Here is a 20,264-nt window from a genome sequence, read left to right as displayed (position 1 = left end):
GAAGTGTCAAAGCGATGAGTTTCACATTGAATAAATCGATTATTAAAGAAGTGTGCGGAGAGACCTCATATAAAAGAGGTGAAGCCTATTATAAATCAAATAAAGTGATAATAAATCATTATGATGAAAATAAAGAAATTTGCGAGGCGACAGTAAAAGGGAACGAGGATTTCCATGTTACAGTAGAAAAAGCTAAAAAGGGTGATGTTGTTGCAAAATGTAGTTGTCCTTCATTAGCGTCTTTTCAAACGTACTGTCAACATGTTGCAGCAGTATTAATACAAATAAACTATAATCAACAAACAGGTGGAATGAGTTCCACTAGTAACAGAAATGATCAATTGACAAGTGGTATGTTTCAGCTGTTTGCAGACAAACCACTGAGGCCAAAAAGTAAACAACACCGTTTTGATACACGTGAAATATTAGATATTGAGTTTATATGTACACCAGTAGCTACGAGAAGTGGAGGGGCTCTTCTTGGAATTCAATTGAAACTTGCCAAAGTGTATTTCATAAATCATATTAGAGAATTTCTTTCTAAGGTGGAGAAAAGAGAGTCTTTTCATTGTTCAAATGAATTTACATATACACCAGATGTACATAGTTTTAAACAAGAAACGGATGCGATTATTCAGCAGCTCATTAAAATGTATCATAACGAAAAAATGTATGAAGATACGCTAGAAGTACATGCGAAACAAGATGAAAGTATGATATTTATACCACCAGCTTCATGGAAAGATATGCTCTCTTCACTTTCTAAAGTTGAATATGTACAGCTGAAACAAAATGAACAACTGTTTCAGGGATTACAAGTTTCAAAAGGATTGTTGCCGTTACACTTTGAATTTACGAAGGGAAATAATGGTGGATTTACACTTCATATAGATGGTCTAAATCGTGTACAAGTTATGGATATGTATAACAATGCACTTTACGATGGGAAATTATATCACTTACATATTGAAGATTGTATGCGACTTATTGAATTACAAAAGATGATGAGTCGTTCAAATAGTAATCAGTTTTATATTCCAGAAAGTAAGATGGAACATTTCGTCTCGAAAGTTGTACCAGGATTAATGAAGCTCGGAACTGTACACATTGATGAAGTAATATCGGATCGTGTTGAAACCCCTTCGCTAAAAGCGAAATTGTATTTAGACCGCGTGAAAAATCGCTTATTAGCAGGTCTTGAATTTCACTATGGGAACGTCATGATTAATCCGCTAGAAGAGGATGGACAGCCGTCTGTTTTTAATCGTGATGAGAAAAAGGAAAAAGAGATTTTAGACATTATGAGTGAAAGTGCTTTTGCAAAAACAGAAGGCGGTTACTTTATGCATAATGAAGAAGCTGAGTATAACTTTTTATATCACGTCGTGCCAACATTAAAAGGTTTAGTTGATATTTATGCGACGACAGCAATCAAATTGCGAATTAGTAAAGGGGATGCAGTTCCTCTTATTACAGTGAGAAGAAAAGAAAGAATTGATTGGTTGTCATTTCGTTTTGATATAAAAGGAATACCAGAAGCAGAAATTAAAGGAGTATTAGCGGCCCTTGAAGAGAAACGTAAATATTATCGATTGGCGAACGGTTCGTTTTTATCCCTAGAGAGTAAAGAGTTTAATGAAATTAATCAGTTTATAAAAGAATCAGGTATTCGGAAAGAATTTTTACATGGAGAAGAGGTAAATGTTCCACTTATTCGGAGTGTAAAATGGATGAATGGACTTCATGAAGGCAATGTTTTAAGTTTGGATGATTCTGTTCAAGAGTTAGTAGAAAACATTCAAAACCCGAAAAAATTAAAATTTGCTGTGCCAAATACTTTAAATGCAGAAATGAGAAAGTATCAAGTATATGGGTTCGAATGGATGAAAACACTTGCTCATTACCGTTTTGGAGGTATTTTAGCAGATGATATGGGACTTGGAAAAACGTTGCAAAGCATTGCTTTTATAGATTCTGTTTTGCCTGAGATTCGAGAAAAGAAACTGCCTATATTAGTCGTTTCACCATCATCTCTTGTTTATAATTGGTTTAGTGAATTGAAAAAATTCGCCCCGCATATTAGAGCAGTTATTGCAGATGGAATTCAAGCAGAGCGCCGGAAAATTTTGGAAGATATAACGGAATTTGATGTCGTAATTACGTCATATCCATTATTGAGAAGAGATATAAGATTGTATGCAAGACCATTTCATACACTATTCCTTGATGAAGCGCAGGCGTTTAAAAACCCTACAACGCAAACGGCAAGAGCTGTGAAAATAATTCAAGCTGAATACCGTTTTGGGCTAACGGGTACACCTGTAGAAAATTCATTAGAAGAGCTATGGTCTATCTTCCATGTCGTCTTCCCGGAATTATTACCAGGAAGAAAAGAGTTCGGTGATTTAAGGCGTGAAGATATAGCGAAGCGAGTGAAACCATTCGTATTAAGACGATTAAAAGGGGACGTATTAAATGAGTTGCCAGAGAAAATAGAGCACTTACAATCATCGGAGTTATTACCCGATCAAAAGAGTCTTTATGCTGCTTATTTAGCGAAGTTAAGGGAAGAAACGTTAAAGCATTTAGACAAAGATACGTTACGTAAAAATAAAATTAGAATTTTAGCTGGTTTAACGAGATTGCGACAAATTTGTTGTCATCCTGCTTTATTTGTTGATGATTACAAAGGAAGTTCAGCTAAATTTGAACAACTGTTAGAGATTTTAGAGGAATGTAGAAGCACAGGAAAGAGAATATTAATTTTTTCTCAATTTACGAAGATGCTTTCCATTATTGGTCGTGAGTTAAATCGCCAAGCAATTCCATACTTTTATTTAGACGGGAGTACACCAGCGCAGGAACGTGTAGAGCTATGCGATCGGTTTAACGAAGGAGAAGGGAATCTATTTCTCATTTCTTTAAAAGCTGGTGGTACCGGACTTAATTTAACTGGTGCAGATACAGTAATATTATACGATTTATGGTGGAATCCAGCTGTTGAACAACAAGCGGCCGATAGAGCGTATCGAATGGGACAAAAAAATACAGTGCAAGTTATAAAGCTAGTAGCCCACGGAACAATTGAGGAGAAAATGCATGAACTGCAAGAAAGTAAGAAAAATTTAATCGCTGAAGTGATTGAGCCGGGAGAAGAGAAATTGTCCTCAATCACAGAGGAAGAAATTCGAGATATTTTAATGATTTAATATAAAAAAGCTATGCCTTCAAATTTATGAGGGCATAGCTTTTTTGTTGTAATAATTATATTTTGTTTTGTATAAAGCAAAGAAATCAAATGTTATTTAAATTACTTCTTTGTACCTTTACTTTTGTATGGTTTGGCAGCTGCCTTTTTCTTTGCACTTGATTGCCAACGGTTCCATCCTTTACTTCCTGTACCTTGTCCTACACCTTTTTTCGGTTTTGCTTTCGTTTTACTCATATGATCACTCCGTTATATAAAAATCTTATTTGATAATAGTCAATGATTTAGAAAATACTCTTTATAAATGACTATGATTACTTTAAGTAAAAATAAACTGCTTGAATGCTATAGTATATCATGAAATTGCAAGTAAACTGAAAGGAATTATAAAGAAAATGAAAATAATAAGAAATACTGCGGATTCTATATTCCGAACGATCACATTAATTGTTGTGTATACGTTAGTTTCGGTCAGTGAAACATTTTTTGGATTGACGAGGCAGAAAAAGTAAAGATGTTAAATTAACAACAATCAATAAAGCCGTAAAATAAAGAATTGAAAAATATTTTAAAACTTTTTGTTGACTTTCTTTATTTTTTGTATAGAATAATCATTAATAAAATGTTTCAGAGATGTGACAACAAAACGACTATGAAAGGACGAGTAGTAGTAGGACGTAGTTTAAGCGAGTCAGGGGTGGTGTGAGCCTGATACGAAGCCTATTATGAAGAACCTCCTGGAGTTGCTAACCGAAATCCTTTATAGGAAAGTAGACTTAGCCGGGAACTTCGCCGTTACAAGAAGAACAGTATCGAGATATTTCATCTCCGTATTGTATAAGTGAGCAACCTCTGTTGCTAATTTGGGTGGTACCGCGGAACCAAAGCCTTTCGTCCCAGTTTTTTGGGAAAGAAGGGCTTTTTTTGTTGGCTTCTTTTCACAACATCCAAACATTTTAGGAGGAAACCACCATGTATCAATCATTAATGACAGTAAGAGAGACTCAAATCGCAATTAAGGAAGTTAAAACATTTTTCGAGGACCAATTAGCAAAACGTCTTGAACTATTCCGCGTATCTGCACCATTATTCGTAACGAAAAAATCAGGATTAAACGATCACCTAAACGGTGTAGAACGTCCAATTGAATTTGATATGTTACATTCAGGAGAAGAATTAGAAATTGTTCATTCACTAGCGAAATGGAAACGATTTGCATTACATGAATACGGATATGAAGCTGGTGAAGGTTTATATACAAACATGAACGCGATTCGTCGTGATGAAGAACTTGATGCAACGCATTCCATTTACGTTGACCAATGGGATTGGGAAAAAATCGTTCAAAAAGAATGGCGTACTGTCGATTACTTACAAAAAACAGTACAAACAATTTATGGAATATTCAAAGATTTAGAAGATCACTTATTTGAAAAATATCCGTTCCTTGGAAAGTATTTACCGGAAGAAATTGTTTTCGTTACTTCTCAAGAATTAGAAGATAAATATCCAGAATTAACACCGAAAGATCGTGAACATGCAATTGCAAAAGAACATGGTGCAGTTTTCATTATCGGAATTGGTGATGCACTTCGTTCAGGTGAAAAGCACGATGGACGCGCAGCTGATTATGACGATTGGAAATTAAACGGTGACATTTTATTCTGGCACCCAGTACTACAATCTTCATTTGAATTATCATCAATGGGAATTCGTGTTGATAGTAAATCACTTGATGAGCAGTTAACGAAAACTGGTGAAGACTTCAAACGTGAGTATGATTTCCATAAAGGTATACTAGAAGACGTACTACCATTAACAATCGGCGGTGGTATTGGACAATCAAGAATGTGCATGTACTTCTTACGTAAAGCACATATCGGTGAAGTTCAATCTTCTGTATGGCCTGACGATTTACGTGCAGCTTGTAAAAAAGAAAACATTCATCTGTTTTAATAGAAGTGAGGGAATAGCTTAAATATAGAGCTATTCCCTCTTTTTTATAAAACGTCACTTGCTTATTTATTACCGAGTTCTTCCGCTAAACCGATTAAAATTCCTTCGACTCCACGAATGTAGCAGAGACGATACGAGTTCTCGTATTGAACTACTTCGCCAACGAGCTCTGCACCATGCTTAGTGAGTCTGGATACCATTTCGTCAATGTCTTCAACGGTGAACATGACGCGTAGATAACCGAGGGCGTTTACAGGAGTATTTCGGTGATCTGATATAGTAGGTGGGGTGAGAAATCGCGAAAGTTCAATTCGGCTGTGGCCATCTGGAGTGACCATCATAGCAATCTCTACGCACTGAGAGCCGAGTCCAGTTACGCGACCAGCCCATTCACCTTCGACAGTGGCTCGCCCTTCGAGGTTCAAGCCAATCTCCTCGAAGAAAGAGATTGCGTTATCAAGGGATTCTACAACGATGCTGACATTATCTATTCTGAGTAATTTGTTGTTTGTCATTGTCTTTATCTCCTTATATGTAAAAGTGTATGATCTAACCATCTACATAATTATACTATTAAAAAGTTATAAACTCCTTCCAAACAAAAATAGCTTGTCACAGTATAGGGAAATGTGACAAGCTATTTTTAATTGTGCTATATAGTATCTTGTTAACAAACAATACCGCGACTTCCCCGAAAAATATTTCTACTCTGTATGCCCTTAAAGGGCCCGATTGTTGTATAGAATGAAGTGTATTATTTAAATGATAAATACATTTCTTATTACTCTATATGCAAATAGCTTTCTATTTATATAGGAAGGAAATAGATTCATATAATTTGTTTTAAGTTTTTACTAGTAGAAATTAACTCATCTGCACTAAAGGCTCAATTTTCGCCATAAATGATTGATGCAACGCCTCAACACCTGTTACTAAATGAAGGCGGTCAATAACGACAGACACTTTAATTTCTGATGTACTTACCATTTTAATATGAATATCTTCTTCTTTTAAAGTAGTGAACATATTTGCAGCGACACCAGGGTTAGATACCATGCCAGATCCTACGATTGATACTTTTGCTAAGTGATTTTCATGTTCTACAAATTCGTAGTGAAGAGTTTCTTGATTTTGTTCCAAAACTTTTAAAGTTTCTCTTAAATCATTCGAGTGAATGGAGAAGGAGAGATGTACAGTTCCTTCATTTGTAATACTTTGAATGATGATATCTACATTAATGTGTGCTGCTGCTAATGTAGAGAAAACTGTTGAAAGCGAGCCTTGTTCTAGTCCTTTAATTGTGACACGTGTAATGTTATCCTCAAATGCAATACCTTTAACGATTGATTGTTGTTCCATGTTACATTCTCCTTTTACAATTGTTCCGTTTTCTTGTTCCATACTTGAGCGAACTTCTAAAACTACGTTATGATTTTTAGCAAACTCAACAGCGCGCGGGTGTAATACGCCAGCACCGAGATTAGCAAGCTCTAACATTTCGTCATAAGAAATTTCATCTAATTTGTAAGCATCTTTTACAACTCGTGGGTCCGTCGTATATACGCCTGTCACATCCGTATAAATATCACATTTTTTTGCTTTAAGTGCAGCGGCTAGTGCGACAGCAGTCGTATCAGAACCACCACGGCCAAGCGTTGTAATTTCATTTTCTACACTTATACCTTGGAAACCAGCTACGATAACAATCGTGCCTTCAGCAAGATAAGATTGAATACGATCTGTATGAATGTCAGTAATCCGTGCACTACTATGTACAGATTCTGTCGTAATACCAGCTTGCCATCCTGTTAATGAAATTGCATGATAGCCTTTTACTTGCAGTGCCATTGTTAATAATGAAATAGTTACTTGTTCACCTGTAGATAGAAGCATATCCATTTCACGTTTACTTGGATTTTCTGTAATTGCGTTAGCGAGTGCGACAAGTTGATCCGTACTTTTTCCCATTGCTGAAACGACAGAGACAACGCTATGACCTCGTTCATATTCTTCAATAATTAAATTTGCTACATGTTGAATGCGTTCGACGCTTCCGACAGAAGTGCCACCAAATTTTTGAACAATTGTTTCCATTACAAATTCCTTCTTTCGTCTATTTTTAAGAATAGATTAGGAAATATATAAATCCCAATACTCCTGTAGTTACCAGAAAGACAAACAAAAAACACCATCTCAAATAAGTGAGGATGGTGCTGTTACAGGAAAAGGGAAACAGAAAACGGAGCTAATAAAAAAACCGCCAAAAAAGGAATATCATAAAAAATGATATCTCTTTTTTGTAGATAGCTCTTCATACGTACACGTCTGTACATATGACAGTTCTGTTTCTATTCGAAAACAGCCCCAATTGATAAATGCAGAGAAATTTATCAATTTCGGCAATACTTCCTTTCATCTAAGTTCATAGACATCTCTGTGTCTCCATTAGAATACTCATAAGTATCGCAACCTCTATCTCACGTTTTAGGCGAGAGTGTTTGATTTATGAAGTTATTGGTAACATTTGTTTTATATTAATTTAAATTTTTCGGGGAATCAAGTGTTTTATATATATTTTAAAAATTATTTCTTTTTTCTGAGGAAGTTTGTGAAAAATGTAGCAAAATAAATTCATTGCATGTACATTAAACTTATAGTGCATAGGAGGTGGGAGAATGAAAAGGAAACAGCCTATTTATGTTGCGACAAAAATGAACACGACGATGGAAAAATTATGGAGATATACGCAAGAACCAGATATACATACAGAGTGGGATGCTCGCTTTACTGAAATTTCGTATTTAGAGAAAAAAGAAGGAGAACCACAGAAGTTTTTGTATAAAACAAAGATTGGATTTGGGCTTGAAATAGCTGGAGAAGGGGAATCAATAGGTGAAATAAGAAAAGAAACTGGTGAAAGAATTTCCTCTTTAAAATTTTGGACGGATAATACATTATCTCTTATTCAAATAGGACGTGGTTATTGGAAGTATACGCCGAATAAAGAATACATCCATTTTGAGACACAATATGATTATGATACAAGATTTGGTCGTATAGGAAATGTAATAGATTCCTATATTTTTCGTCCGTTATTAGGTTGGGCGACCGCTTGGAGTTTTGATGCCTTAAAATTATGGTTAGAAAAGGGGCTTCATCCTAGGTTACTAATTAGAAGAACAATGACGTATTGGCTCGTATGCTTTTTATTTGCTTTTGTATGGATATATCAAGGGATAGTGCCGAAACTACTGTTTACTCATTCAGAAGAAGTAAAGATGCTTTCTGTATTAATTGGTTCAAATGAAAGTAGTGTATATATACTTAAAATAATTGGGGTGTTAGAAATAATTTTCGGTGTCGTATGGCTGTTGCCACTAACAAAACGAAAATTATTTATACTGCATATTATTGTATTACTAGTTTTAACGTTAGCGGCAGGATTTACGAATATCGCAAGCTTTACAGGGCCGTTTAATCCGATTACATTAAATGTTCTTCTAATGGGGTTATCAATTGTCGGTTATATAAATAGTTTCGATTTACCAAGCGCGAAAAATTGCAAGAGGGCGAGAAAGGGATAAGTGTATGGCTAATATGTATGAACGATTATTAGGGGATACCTATAAAAATCTTCATCCTGAATTGCAGAAGCGTTATGCCATTACAGAAGAGAATAGTTTTACAGGGGAAGGAAAGATGGATGAAATTTACGGTGGCTCTTTTTTCGTGAAATTTATATTGAAAATTGCATCGAAGTTTCGAATGTTTTTCTCGGAACGAGGAGAGGAAATTCCATTTACGATACAAAACATAGCTGAGCGAGATGAATATGGACAAGAATTAGTAAGGTGGAACCGTACTTTTTATTTTCATAATAAGAAAAGATATTTTAACGCAGTTATGCAATTGGATGAAAACGAAAATGAAATTGTAGATTATTTTGGCGAACCACATTTACTCGTTTCTACACTACATTTTCATATCGATGAGTTAGGGGCAATGCATATTGCTTCAAAGAAACAATGGTTTTATATGTTTGGAAGAAAAATTCCGTTGCCAAAATTCTTGTATGGTGAAGCAAAAATTGTTGAAAGTTATGATGCAACACTACAGTGTTTTCGAATTCATGTACAAGTACGAAACCCGTTAATTGGCTCGCTTTTTTCATATAAGGGAACATTTGTGGAAAGGAAATAAACGATATGAAAAATATAATATTTGGGCTTGCTTGTTATGTTGTTTTTCTATTATGTGAGCGGTCGAATATAAATCCTGTTGAAGCAATTATATTATTATCTGTTTTATTATTTATACCAATGTCACTTTGTATTATTGATAAAAGAAAAAGAGATGGATCGTATTTATTATTTTATAAATTCGTATCGTTTTTATATCCAATTGCAGCAATTTGTGCAATGCTAGCTTTCGTCACAAATCACTATGTATTTGCGCTAGTTTGGTTTGTATATACAGGAATTGTTGCGTTATTTGGTGTAAGTAGATTGCTAGAAAGAGGATGGAAGCCGTTAGAAGAGACCGCCATAGATAGTGCGTTTATTTATTTGTTTTTAGGTGGTTTTTGGTTTTTTGCTTCAGTAGCAAAACTTTCAATTATGCAGTTTAGCTCTGACATTGTTTTACTCACAGCTGCACATTTTCATTATTCGGCGTTTCTATTGCCATTATCAGCTGGTTTAATAGGGAGAAAAAGAGAAAAGAGAAGTAAAGTATATGATGTTATTATGTTTATCATCATGATTTCACCTATGACAGTAGCAATAGGAATTACATACTCGAGAATATTTGAATTTTTTGCAGTGTTTCTATATTTATGTGCGATTTATGGGTATGGATTTTACGTTTGGAGAGCAAAATTTAATGCTATCAGTGCAAAGATTTTTCTAATCGTTTCGTCTAGTACACTCATGGTTACAATTATGTTCTCACTTATATACTCATACGGGAATTTGAAGCATGTAATGACGATTACAATTGCTCAAATGGTTTGGATTCATGGTGTTGTCAATGGAATTGGAGTAGCGTTACCGGCATTTGTCGGCTGGATGATCGAAAAGAGTGTTCCGAATTATAAATACTATGGGAAACCAATGAGTAAATTAAGAGGAAGTGTGGCAATTGGTGAGGCTTTTTTATATAGCGGCAATTTAGTAGGCAGTAAGGAATACAACGGTTTAGTTGATCAAATAACTGATTTTCATAGTGAGTCATTTGACGTGACGAAGGTACCTTTAAGTATTATTCGTTTTTATGAAAATACAACAGAGTATGAGTTGCAATCAAATATTAAATGGGCTCGTTGGTTCCGCCCATTTGCATTTTGTTATGAGAAAATGAGTAAGCGTGTGGGACAAATACATTTAGGAATGGGCGGCAATTGGGAAACGATGCATGGCTCTATCATTAATGTAATAGATGAGAAAGATGGAAGAGAGAATGTAAGGGCTTGGCTAAGGAAAAATGAAGCAGGTGAATCTATTTTTGTAGCTCTTTATTCAAAGCATACAAATAAGAATGAGACATATATGAATATCGCCTTACCTTTGCCTTATTCGAATATGACTGGTATTTTGAAAATATATAATGATAGTCATGATTTAATCATTACTAGTAAGTTAAGAGAAAATGGTCAGGGAGATGAGGGGATTTATTTACATACTCGGTTCTTAACAATACGTTTACCATTAGCAGAGACTTTTATTATAAAAGAGCGCACGGATCACATACTAGAAGCTAATCATAGAATGTGGATATTTGGAGTTAAGTTTTTAGAAATTGATTATAAGATTAAGAAAGTAGAGGAGAAGTAAGAAAAGCTTGGAGAGATTTCAAGCTTTTTTACGTATGTGTAATTGTTATAGCAATTTGTTTATCTAGCTCATTATCCCAAACACGTTGAATTTCAAAAGTGCCTGTTTCAAAAAATAATGGGAATCTCTCTTTAAACCAATCTTGCATAGGAAGATGTAGTGCTGTATCGATTGGTATCCATAATAATTCGCCCTCAGGAGGGTTTAAAAGAAGTTCACCTTCAAATGAGTCTGTCCAGTAGTTAAATACCATGTACCGAACATTACTTTTCGGATTTACATATTCATCTAATCCTTTAAAAGTTAAATTCGAAACAAGTAATCCAGTTTCCTCTTTTACTTCTCTTATAGCGGCTTGAACGATACTTTCGGGGAAATCTACTTTGCCGCCAGGAGCGATGTAGCCAGGGAAACTTCGATGGCTGGGGCGTTTTATGAGTAAAACTTCATTGTTGCGCTGGATCATACACATTGTATATATGCGGTGCTCGATGTTATGTGAATTTGAAGGCATTGTAATGTATTCTCCTTTATTTTTCTTGATAATTTTACCATAACATAATAGTTTCTTATATAATTAAAATAGAATATTGTTAATTTTCGGCATTTTATTATGAAGTCTATAATCATTTGAAAAGAGGAGAGAAAGATGCAAGGGGAATTACAAAGAGAAAAAGATTTAGGGTATGTTGGTAAATTATTATCGCCAGTTAAAGAGTCACCACATTTTAAATTTTTATGGATTGGACAATTACTCTCGGCCTTAGGTAGTTCGATAACTATGGTCATACTTCCAGTTGTTGTGTATTCATTAACTGGCTCAACAGTTGTGATGGGGATGACAATGGCAATGTACATGCTACCTAATATTCTCGCTTTACCGTTTGCAGGTTTAATTGTAGACCGAATTGATCGGGTTAAATTAATGTTATTTACGGATATACTCCGCTGTATATTAATGCTATTACTTGCATCGCTTATATTTATGGATTTATTAACAATTACAGTTTTATATATTCTCATTGCCTTATACGGACTTATGGAAGGGATATTCCAACCAGCATATTCTGCTGTAAGGGCGAAAGTATTCGTTCCTGAAATTCGTAATGCAGCTAACGCACTCACTCAAATGAGTAATCAAGGTATACGATTAATTGGGCCAGCACTTGGTGGGTTAATCGTATCGGTTGCGTCTGCAGGGATAGGTTTCGGCCTAGATGCAGTAACGTACTTATTATCATTTTTATGTTTATTATTTTTAAAAGAAATTAAGTTTAAAAAAGTAAAACCCATTGAAAAGAGTAAGCTTAATTACAAACAAGAGTTTATGGAAGGTGTTTTAGTTTTAAAAAGTCATCCGTGGCTGTGGATTACAATTTTAGTTTTTTCTTTTATAAATATTTGTTATGCCGGCATTATCGTCGTATTAATTCCGTGGTTATTTAATGTTCATCATCATTTTGAAGCTTACGTGTATGGACTTGGCATGGCCTTTTCTGGTGGTGGAGCTGTAATTGCCGCATTAATATTTGGTGGGAAAGAGCGGTGGCATAAGAGAGGATTACTGGCTTATGGAGGTGTTTTAATTAGTGGCATTGCTTTATTAATTATGCCATTCATTTCTTGGGCACCCGCCTTAATATTCTTAATGGTAATTGAAGGATTTGGCATGATGATATTTGGACTCATTTGGGAAACTAGTTTACAGGAACTTGTACCAGAAGAAGCATTCGGAAGAGTGGCAAGCCTTGATATGTTGGGTTCTTTTGCTTTATTGCCATTAGGGTATGTAGTTGTAGGCTGGTTAGCTACTGTCATAGGTGGCGAGATAACTATTATAACACTAGCTAGTTTAGTAATTTTAACAATTGGAATCGCATTGTCTGTACCGAGTATTCGTCGATTTAATTGATTATATGGGAAAAGGGGGTGATATGCATGACTATAGAAAACTTGAAAGATATAGTAACGAGGCAATTAGAGAGTAAATACATTTTGGAAGAAAAGGTCTTTGAAGCGAACAATTTTACAGTCTATATCGCTACCCATATAGAAAATAATCTAGCATATAATCAATTAGTATTAATAAAACATCTTTGTAATGAAAAACCGTCCGTACATATTTGGCACAAGAAAATTAGTATGGAAGCAACAGAATTGGAAATTACAAAAGAAGTGACGGAAGCGATACAAGAGGGTTTCAAAAGAGAAGAATAAGCCCTAAAGAAATTAGGACTTATTCTTCATTAAATACAAATGTTTGTTTCATTTTTTTACCTTCATTTACCGGATGGCCGTTATAAGAGAAATTCTTTTCTTCCCAAGTAATCACAACTTTAAAATTATGACTATTAAAGTCTAATGGGAATACCATGTAGTCAAAGCTTGTATGACTTTTAGAAATATTTTCATTAGGTGTAGTAGGTTTAAAGGTAGCTTTAGAGGTAGGATTGTTATCAAGTATTTCCACAGATACGTTTGATACATCATGACCGATGTTTTTTACGAGTAAACTATACGTATCAAATACACCTTGTTTTGGCTGGATTGCTTGCTTGTTTGAGTTATGAGATTTATCAATTTCGACATACCATTGTTTAGACTTTGACGCAATCGGTAGTGACTGAAATGTGTAAGCACTAGCTTGTATTGGTAGTGCTAAGCATAAAAGTGTAAAGAGAGTTAATATTTTTCGTTTCATTTTTTTAGAGCTCCCATTCTTTAATAGATTTACTTGTTATTATCTTCTCTTTACGAGTAAATATACCATATAATGTAAGGTGGCTATTGTGAGTAGTGAATCAATATTTTATTCACTACTCTTATAGCTGGCATAATTACGTATGTAGTAAGAAAGAATAAATTTGTTTTTTTATATTTAGATTGCTGCCCTTTTTAAAAGAGCTATTTTTACGTTTTAAAAAAAATATACTAAGAGTTCCGTATAAATTATTTATTTTAATGTAGTTAAATGTGCTTGTAGATGTGAAATTAGAGAAGGAAGCTGTGTAGAGATGTTTCTACACAGCTTTTTAGGATATGAAAAAATTACCAAAAATATGTTAAAATAACATTATCATACAACAAGGGGGATTCGTTTTATGGAAAATGGACATCTTGCTAAAGTAGATTTAACGAAAAAAATTGAATCAAAATCTAAGTACAACAAGAAACTCGAAAAATATCAAAGGCGCTTATTAGCATTACAGCAAATTTTGAAAGAAGAAAAAATCGCGGTTATGCTTGTTATGGAAGGATGGGATGCGGCTGGTAAAGGTGGGGTAATTAAGCGGGTGACGGAACATCTTGACCCGCGTGGGTTCCAAGTAAATCCAATTGGAGCGCCTGCACCTCATGAAAAACGTTACCATTATTTGCAACGTTTCTGGCGCAAAATTCCACAGTACGGGCAAATTACCATTTTTGATCGCTCATGGTACGGTCGAGTGTTAGTTGAGCGTGTTGAAGGTTTTGCTACAAAGGAAGAGTGGATGAGAGCATACGATGAGATTAATGGTTTTGAAAAACTACTAACAGATGACCATTACATAATAGGGAAGTTCTTCTACCATATAAGTAAAGAGGAACAGTTAAAGAGATTTAAAGATAGAGAGAAAAATCCTTTGAAAAGATGGAAAATTACAGACGAAGATTGGCGTAATCGTGAAAAATGGGATGAGTATGTTGAAGCGATGGAAGACATGTTTGAAAAAACAAGTAAGCAAAATGCGAAGTGGCATATTATTGAAAGTAACGATAAATTGTATGCTCGTGTGAAAACGTTAAAAATCATTATTTCATTCATTGAGGATTATTTCTTAGAACATGGTATAGAATTGCCTTCTTATTATTATGAAATGAAAGAGGATATTGAAGTTTTGCAAGATGTAGGTGTTAAAGAGTAAATAAGAAAATGGCCCTGTGAATTGGTGAAACCAAATTATAGGGATTTCCTATTATTGGTTGCAAATGATTGATGTTCATTCAACAAATATAGAAATTATTATTCCGTGTATGATATTAGGTGTTGGATATGATTTAGTAGTGGGGCCAATTACAGTTTTAAGTGCTTCTTCATTTGAAGGAGAACTGTTAACTGCTTCTCAAAGTGTTGTATCAATGTTACGACAAGTTGGAATTGTATTGGCGGTTGCAATGTTTGTCTCTAACTTAACTCATAATTTAACTGTAAATAAAGAAAAAGTATATCGTTATGCAGAAGAAAAGGTGCGGAATATTCATGTGAATAGTACTGAGCAAACTGAAATTTTACAAATAACTAAAGAAAAAATAGAGAATCAAAGTTTAGAATCGAATATAAATAAGAAACAAAATGCAATGACAATGGGATTAAGTAAAGAGAAGAAGGAAGAATTGATTCGCGACAAGACGGATGAAATATTAAGAAAAGTTCCAGTAGAATATAGGGATGTAAAAAGAGAAGAAGTTATGAGGCAAGTGACAAAAGAAGTTGAAAAACAAGAGGAAAGTATAAAGAAAGAGGTACTCACATTCTCGAATGATGTGAATCATTATGCCAAGAATCAGATGGCTATGAGTTTTACAGATTTATATAAAGCAAGTGTGCCAATTATATTAATTTGTGCTTTCGTAAGTTTGTTGTTTTGGGAAGGAAGAGCTTTGAGTAAAAAGAGAAGGGGAAGGATAGTAGAAGAAGTGTAAAGGGAAACAGGCTGCTATTAGCCTGTTTTTTCATTGTTTTCTCCTTGCGTATTGTGAATAGTAGTATTTTTAATATAGCATGGGATAAGTCGAGTATGATTAGAAAGTTTTTTGAATGAAAGGTATGAATGGAAAATGCCATTGAATATGTAACATTATACATAGTACATTAACAAGAGGGATTAATTTTAAAAGGAGGATGGGGAATTGCTAGATAAGGCAGGGGCTTTAATAGATAATCATGTGTACACAGAAGAGGAGCAACAAAAACTATACAAACGAACGTTAATAATCGTCAGCATTTCACAAATGTTTGGCGGTGCAGGACTAGCTGCTGGTATTACAGTGGGAGCACTTCTTGCGCAGCAAATGCTTGGAACAGATGCATTTGCAGGATTACCGACTGCTATGTTTACATTGGGATCAGCATTAGCAGCTTTCATAGTAGGGAAGCTTTCGCAACGATATGGACGCCGGATAGGTCTTGCAACAGGGTTTATAGTAGGCGGATTTGGAGCAATTGGTGTTGTAATGGCAGCTTTAACGAATAGCATTATTCTTTTACTTATTTCTTTACTCATATATGGTGCCGGTACAGCCACGAATCTACAAGCTCGTTATGCAGGTACAGATTTAGCAGATAAGAAGCAGAGAGCAACGGCTGTTAGTATTACGATGGTAATGACGACTTTCGGTGCAGTTGCAGGACCAAATTTAGTAGGAGTAATGGGTAGTTTTGCTCATTCAATTGGAGTTCCTAAACTTGCAGGTCCGTTCATACTATCGGCAGCAGCATTTATGCTGGCGGGGCTAGTTCTTTTTGTTATGCTTCGTCCAGATCCGTTAATTATTGCTAACATAATAGAAAGATATAAACAGGAACATACATATAAAGGGCAACCAATAACAGAAGAAGCGAAAGAAAATAAACGAGGTATTACAGTTGGAGCAATCGTAATGATACTTACGCAAATCGTGATGGTTGCGATTATGACGATGACGCCAGTTCATATGGGACACCACGGTCACGGTTTAAGTGCAGTAGGACTTGTGATAGGTTTTCATGTAGGTGCAATGTATCTTCCATCTCTCGTTACAGGAATGTTAATTGATAAAATTGGCCGAACTACAATGAGCATAGCTGGTGGAGTGATTTTACTTGCAGCGGGTGTCATAGCTGCGATAGCGCCAAGTGATTCTTTATTATTATTAATCGTTGCTCTTTCTTTACTTGGGCTAGGATGGAACCTCGGATTGATTAGTGGTACAGCACAAATCGTTGATTCCACAACACCGTCTACACGTGCTAAAACACAAGGGAAAATAGATGTTTTTATTGCGCTAGCTGGAGCTTCTGGTGGAGCGATGTCAGGTATGGTAGTAGCGAATTCAAGTTATGCGGCATTGTCATTGGCTGGAGGCGTGTTAGCGTTGTTACTTATTCCTGTTGTGATATGGTCTCGAAAAGGGGTAAGAAATTAAATGAAGAAGAGGTTCTAGTTACTGACTAGAGCCTCTTTTTATACACTTAAATTAAATTCCATTCTACAATAAGTCCTAAATGCGTAAGTCCGCCACCGAATCCGTATAGTAAAAGTGTGTCTCCATTATTTAACTTTCCTTCTTTTATAGCTAAATCTAGAGCGAGTGGAATGGTGACTGAAGAGGTATTCCCCATATATTCCACGCTCGTTAATGTTTTTTGTATTGGAATTTGAGATTTTTCGCAAATAGATTCGATCATTCGTAAGTTAGCGCTGTGGGGTATGAACCAGTCTATATCATCTACTTGCATATTTGCGGTATGTATTAAATCTTTTATGCCTTTTGGCACTGTACGTGTTGCCCATTTATATACTTCTCTTCCATTTTGAACGATTTTTTCATTTGTTTGCAGTGGTGTGCCATTCATAGTAGTAGATAAGTTTGTTCTATATAGATGAATGCCGCCATCACCGTTTGTTCCCATGTGAGCAGCGATAAAGCTTGGGGTGTCTTCATCTCTTTCTAATAAAATAGCTCCAGCACCATCACCGAATAAAATACAGGTCGTTCTATCGCTATAATCAGTAACTTTAGATAATGTTTCTGTCGCTACGACAAGTACTTTTTCATGTGATCCAGAAGTGATTAAGCTATTACCGACGTGTAGTCCATATGTAAAACCAGCACAAGTTGCATTTAAATCAAAAGCTAGTGTATGAGGTATGTTGAAGTATTGTTGTATTTGGCAAGCAACACTAGGGAAAACGTAATCAGCAGTAGTAGTAGCGACAATGATACAGTCGACATCTTCTAAGTTTTTCTTATATGTTGTACATAAATTTTTAATTGCTTTAATGGCTAAGTTTGAGGAGTATTCTTCTTCGCTAGCGATTCTTCTTTCCCTCATTCCTGTTCTTTGTAAAATCCATTCATCATTCGTATGGACCATCTTTTCTAAATCGTTATTAGACAATATTTGATCTGGAACATAAGTACCAATTGCAGTAATACGAGATTTAGAATGCATAGAAACATCTCCTAACTTTTATTTTTATAACCTGATACTAATATCAGGTTATAAAAATGTCAATAAAGATTTTTGTTGTATTAAAACGATAATACTTAACTTACTATGAAGGAATTTGGCGAGTGCTGTAAAAATAATATACGAGAAGTTTCTAAAATTGATAATTGCTTTTGTTATTTTTGTTGTGAAAAAACTCGCAAAAAATGACGATTAAAGTAAAAATATAACGATTTTCTTTAGTGTGATATAGGTTGTTAAACCTTGTGAAAGCGAATTACTTATGCTACACTTTATGTAACTTAAAATGAACGGAGGGGCTTCCTTTGATCTTAATCAGATTACGTCTCAATACTTTGTGCCAATAATTGAATAGCGCTCAAAGGCTCTGTCTGTGTACAGAGTGAACGGGATTGGTCTGCCTATTTTAAAGGAACCCTTTATTAAGCTTATATGTGAAAAAGAGGGAGGGACGAATACGCCCTCTTTTTGTTTTGCCTTTATAAATAGAATGGGATTGTATAGGTGAACACTTATTGTGGATACGTATACAATCTTGGGATTTTTTGACTATAAAATAGGATGAAAGCATAGCTTTCTTCTATTTCTTTGGTGAACCCTTATCCGTTTACGAAAACACAGGCAGCGACCTGTGTTTTTTATTTTACGTAATCGAAATGGAGGAATAAATATATGGAAGAAGTATTACAAAGAGCAGTTTTAGTTGGAGTAAATGTAGGTAATGCAGATGATTTTGCATATTCGATGGAAGAGTTAACAAATCTTGCGGAAGCTTGTGATGTAGAGGTAATTGGGCAAGTAACGCAAAATTTACAACGAGTAAATCCATCGCATTATATCGGAAAAGGAAAGATTGAAGAAGTTGCAGCGTATGTACAAGAAATAGATGCGAATATGGTTATCTTTAATGATGAATTATCTCCTTCACAAATTCGAAATTTAGAAGAGGATTTAGATTGTAAGGTAATTGATCGTACCATTTTAATTTTAGATATTTTTGCGCAACGTGCGAAAACGAAAGAAGCACAGCTACAAGTAGAAGTAGCCCATCTTCAGTATATGATGCCTCGTTTAATCGGTCTTCGTGAATCGTTAGGAAGACAGAGCGGCGGCGTTGGTACGAAAAATAAAGGTGTCGGTGAAAAGAAGTTAGAGTTAGACCGTCGTAAAATTGAAGAACAAATTTCAGTTTTAAATAAAGATTTAGAAGCGCTCGTTGCCCAGCGTCAAACGCAGCGAAAGCAGCGTAAGAAAAATGAAATACCTGTTGTAGCATTAGTAGGTTATACGAATGCAGGAAAGTCAACGACGATGAATGCAATGCTTGAAATTTATAATGGTACAGAAGAAAAGCAAGTATTTGAAAAAGATATGTTATTCGCGACGTTAGAAACATCTGTACGAAATATTGATTTACCAGATAATAAATCATTCTTATTAACAGATACAGTTGGATTTGTAAGTAAATTACCACATCATCTTGTGAAAGCGTTCCGTTCAACGTTAGAAGAAGTAGCGGAAGCAGATTTACTTATTCACGTCGTAGATTACGCAAATCCAAAATATGAACAATTAATTGATATTACAAATGAAACGTTAAAGAAAATTGGAGTAGAAAATATTCCAACGATCTATGCTTATAATAAATCAGATATGGTAGATGTTGAAATTCCGAAAGTGCAAGAAGATCGTGTTTATTTATCAGCGAAGAAACAAGTTGGAATTGAAGAACTTGTAGAAATGATTCGCTCACACATCTATAAAGAATATACGAAGTGTGAAATGTTAATTCCATATGATCAAGGACAGGTAGTTTCGTATTTCAATAATCATGCGCACGTTTTATCAACGAGTTATGAAAATGAAGGTACGAAACTAGAAGTGGAATGTAAGACGAGCGATTACGAGAAGTATAAGCGTTTTGCAATTTAATGTAAAAGGCAACCCAGTTTGTGATTGGGTTGCCTTTTTCTATAATGTTTTACGGCTGAAAGTTACAAGGATGCAAGCCAATGACGGGAGTTAAGTTATATTTCTGGAAAAAGAAATGAAAGCA

16 protein-coding genes, 1 pseudogene, 1 riboswitch and 1 other annotated feature are annotated in these 20,264 nt (G+C 35.0%); of the genes and pseudogenes, 11 read left to right on the top strand and 6 right to left on the bottom strand.

The features are described 5' to 3' along the window. Positions 1-14: 14 nt before the first annotated feature. Positions 15-3,209 (top strand): SNF2 helicase associated domain-containing protein, encoded by a 3,195-nt coding sequence (locus F3I02_RS05405; RefSeq protein WP_196477722.1) that lies wholly within the window; start codon positions 15-17, stop codon positions 3,207-3,209. Between the two features lie 101 nt (positions 3,210-3,310). On the opposite strand, the gene F3I02_RS05400 is transcribed toward F3I02_RS05405, so the two are convergent. Further along, complete coding sequence (locus tag F3I02_RS05400) at positions 3,311-3,445, bottom strand: DUF3934 domain-containing protein (protein ID WP_000047588.1); 135 nt, start codon at positions 3,443-3,445, stop codon at positions 3,311-3,313. A gap of 406 nt (positions 3,446-3,851) precedes the next feature. Further along, positions 3,852-4,110: a binding site (T-box leader), on the top strand. Positions 4,111-4,180: 70 nt separating this feature from the next. On the opposite strand from F3I02_RS05400, the gene asnA reads away from it, so the two are divergent. Further along, the gene (asnA, locus tag F3I02_RS05395) at positions 4,181-5,164 is read left to right on the top strand and encodes an aspartate--ammonia ligase (protein WP_000284914.1); all 984 of its coding nucleotides are present in this window, start codon (positions 4,181-4,183) and stop codon (positions 5,162-5,164) included. 62 nt (positions 5,165-5,226) lie between these two features. Here asnA and F3I02_RS05390 read toward each other — a convergent pair whose 3' ends face one another. Both F3I02_RS05390 and F3I02_RS05385 read right to left on the bottom strand, forming a co-directional pair. Further along, entirely contained in the window at positions 5,227-5,679 is a 453-nt protein-coding gene (locus F3I02_RS05390) for a VOC family protein (RefSeq protein WP_074594454.1), read from the bottom strand. Between the two features lie 349 nt (positions 5,680-6,028). Beyond that, complete coding sequence (locus F3I02_RS05385) at positions 6,029-7,258, bottom strand: aspartate kinase (protein ID WP_196477721.1); 1,230 nt, start codon at positions 7,256-7,258, stop codon at positions 6,029-6,031. A gap of 202 nt (positions 7,259-7,460) precedes the next feature. Next, positions 7,461-7,647, bottom strand: a riboswitch (Lysine riboswitch). Between the two features lie 192 nt (positions 7,648-7,839). Between F3I02_RS05385 and F3I02_RS05380 the strand changes: the two genes are divergently transcribed. Genes F3I02_RS05380 through F3I02_RS05370 form a run of 3 tightly spaced genes read left to right on the top strand, consistent with a single transcriptional unit; the run spans position 7,840 to position 10,995 of the window. Then, positions 7,840-8,748 carry a DoxX-like family protein gene (locus F3I02_RS05380; RefSeq protein ID WP_000823952.1) on the top strand — a complete coding sequence of 303 codons (909 nt, stop codon included), beginning with the start codon at positions 7,840-7,842 and terminating at the stop codon, positions 8,746-8,748. 4 nt (positions 8,749-8,752) lie between these two features. Beyond that, entirely contained in the window at positions 8,753-9,364 is a 612-nt protein-coding gene (locus F3I02_RS05375) for a DUF4166 domain-containing protein (RefSeq protein ID WP_000002648.1), read from the top strand. Between the two features lie 5 nt (positions 9,365-9,369). Further along, entirely contained in the window at positions 9,370-10,995 is a 1,626-nt protein-coding gene (locus F3I02_RS05370) for a YndJ family protein (protein WP_000789393.1), read from the top strand. 28 nt (positions 10,996-11,023) lie between these two features. Here the strand turns inward: F3I02_RS05370 and F3I02_RS05365 are convergent, their stop codons facing one another. Then, on the bottom strand, positions 11,024-11,509 hold the full coding sequence (locus tag F3I02_RS05365) for an 8-oxo-dGTP diphosphatase (RefSeq protein WP_001139829.1): 486 nt from the start codon (positions 11,507-11,509) through the stop codon (positions 11,024-11,026). A gap of 135 nt (positions 11,510-11,644) precedes the next feature. Between F3I02_RS05365 and F3I02_RS05360 the strand changes: the two genes are divergently transcribed. Continuing rightward, the gene (locus F3I02_RS05360) at positions 11,645-12,907 is read left to right on the top strand and encodes an MFS transporter (RefSeq protein WP_131249750.1); all 1,263 of its coding nucleotides are present in this window, start codon (positions 11,645-11,647) and stop codon (positions 12,905-12,907) included. A 26-nt stretch (positions 12,908-12,933) separates the two neighbouring features. Further along, the gene (locus tag F3I02_RS05355) at positions 12,934-13,212 is read left to right on the top strand and encodes a hypothetical protein (protein ID WP_000151372.1); all 279 of its coding nucleotides are present in this window, start codon (positions 12,934-12,936) and stop codon (positions 13,210-13,212) included. A gap of 19 nt (positions 13,213-13,231) precedes the next feature. Here the strand turns inward: F3I02_RS05355 and F3I02_RS05350 are convergent, their stop codons facing one another. Continuing rightward, entirely contained in the window at positions 13,232-13,696 is a 465-nt protein-coding gene (locus F3I02_RS05350; protein WP_000823344.1) for a hypothetical protein, read from the bottom strand. Between the two features lie 400 nt (positions 13,697-14,096). Between F3I02_RS05350 and F3I02_RS05345 the strand changes: the two genes are divergently transcribed. The 3 genes and pseudogenes from F3I02_RS05345 to F3I02_RS05335 all read left to right on the top strand — a co-directional run bounded on the left by F3I02_RS05345 (position 14,097) and on the right by F3I02_RS05335 (position 17,160). Beyond that, a complete protein-coding gene (locus F3I02_RS05345; protein ID WP_000427325.1) occupies positions 14,097-14,900 on the top strand; it encodes a polyphosphate kinase 2 family protein in 804 nt (267 codons plus the stop codon). Between the two features lie 34 nt (positions 14,901-14,934). Further along, positions 14,935-15,678 (top strand): annotated as a pseudogene (locus F3I02_RS05340) (MFS transporter); the annotation flags it as partial. 207 nt (positions 15,679-15,885) lie between these two features. Continuing rightward, a complete protein-coding gene (locus tag F3I02_RS05335) occupies positions 15,886-17,160 on the top strand; it encodes an MFS transporter (protein ID WP_000884519.1) in 1,275 nt (424 codons plus the stop codon). Between the two features lie 46 nt (positions 17,161-17,206). Here the strand turns inward: F3I02_RS05335 and F3I02_RS05330 are convergent, their stop codons facing one another. Continuing rightward, a complete protein-coding gene (locus tag F3I02_RS05330) occupies positions 17,207-18,190 on the bottom strand; it encodes a ketoacyl-ACP synthase III (protein WP_046945418.1) in 984 nt (327 codons plus the stop codon). A 690-nt stretch (positions 18,191-18,880) separates the two neighbouring features. Here F3I02_RS05330 and hflX point away from each other — a divergent pair. After that, the gene (hflX, locus tag F3I02_RS05325; RefSeq protein ID WP_196477720.1) at positions 18,881-20,140 is read left to right on the top strand and encodes a GTPase HflX; all 1,260 of its coding nucleotides are present in this window, start codon (positions 18,881-18,883) and stop codon (positions 20,138-20,140) included. The last annotated feature ends 124 nt before the right edge of the window (positions 20,141-20,264 follow it).

This window comes from Bacillus sp. SRB3LM (assembly GCF_015712745.1).
In the GTDB taxonomy this organism is placed as follows: Bacteria; Bacillota; Bacilli; order Bacillales; family Bacillaceae_G; genus Bacillus_A; species Bacillus_A thuringiensis_K.
Note: the sequence above shows the minus strand (reverse complement) of the source record. Positions and strands in the feature narration are given on the sequence as shown.

What these genes read in the sequence shown, in the direction of transcription:
- F3I02_RS05350 (WP_000823344.1), bottom strand. Translation starts at nt 13,696, where the DNA reads ATGAAACGAAAAATATTAACTCTCTTTACACTTTTATGCTTAGCACTA.
- F3I02_RS05390 (WP_074594454.1), bottom strand. Translation starts at nt 5,679, where the DNA reads ATGACAAACAACAAATTACTCAGAATAGATAATGTCAGCATCGTTGTA.
- F3I02_RS05330 (WP_046945418.1), bottom strand. Translation starts at nt 18,190, where the DNA reads ATGCATTCTAAATCTCGTATTACTGCAATTGGTACTTATGTTCCAGAT.
- F3I02_RS05400 (WP_000047588.1), bottom strand. Translation starts at nt 3,445, where the DNA reads ATGAGTAAAACGAAAGCAAAACCGAAAAAAGGTGTAGGACAAGGTACA.
- F3I02_RS05360 (WP_131249750.1), top strand. Translation starts at nt 11,645, where the DNA reads ATGCAAGGGGAATTACAAAGAGAAAAAGATTTAGGGTATGTTGGTAAA.
- F3I02_RS05385 (WP_196477721.1), bottom strand. Translation starts at nt 7,258, where the DNA reads ATGGAAACAATTGTTCAAAAATTTGGTGGCACTTCTGTCGGAAGCGTC.
- asnA (WP_000284914.1), top strand. Translation starts at nt 4,181, where the DNA reads ATGTATCAATCATTAATGACAGTAAGAGAGACTCAAATCGCAATTAAG.
- F3I02_RS05355 (WP_000151372.1), top strand. Translation starts at nt 12,934, where the DNA reads ATGACTATAGAAAACTTGAAAGATATAGTAACGAGGCAATTAGAGAGT.
- F3I02_RS05375 (WP_000002648.1), top strand. Translation starts at nt 8,753, where the DNA reads ATGGCTAATATGTATGAACGATTATTAGGGGATACCTATAAAAATCTT.
- F3I02_RS05345 (WP_000427325.1), top strand. Translation starts at nt 14,097, where the DNA reads ATGGAAAATGGACATCTTGCTAAAGTAGATTTAACGAAAAAAATTGAA.
- F3I02_RS05405 (WP_196477722.1), top strand. Translation starts at nt 15, where the DNA reads ATGAGTTTCACATTGAATAAATCGATTATTAAAGAAGTGTGCGGAGAG.
- hflX (WP_196477720.1), top strand. Translation starts at nt 18,881, where the DNA reads ATGGAAGAAGTATTACAAAGAGCAGTTTTAGTTGGAGTAAATGTAGGT.
- F3I02_RS05380 (WP_000823952.1), top strand. Translation starts at nt 7,840, where the DNA reads ATGAAAAGGAAACAGCCTATTTATGTTGCGACAAAAATGAACACGACG.
- F3I02_RS05365 (WP_001139829.1), bottom strand. Translation starts at nt 11,509, where the DNA reads ATGCCTTCAAATTCACATAACATCGAGCACCGCATATATACAATGTGT.
- F3I02_RS05370 (WP_000789393.1), top strand. Translation starts at nt 9,370, where the DNA reads ATGAAAAATATAATATTTGGGCTTGCTTGTTATGTTGTTTTTCTATTA.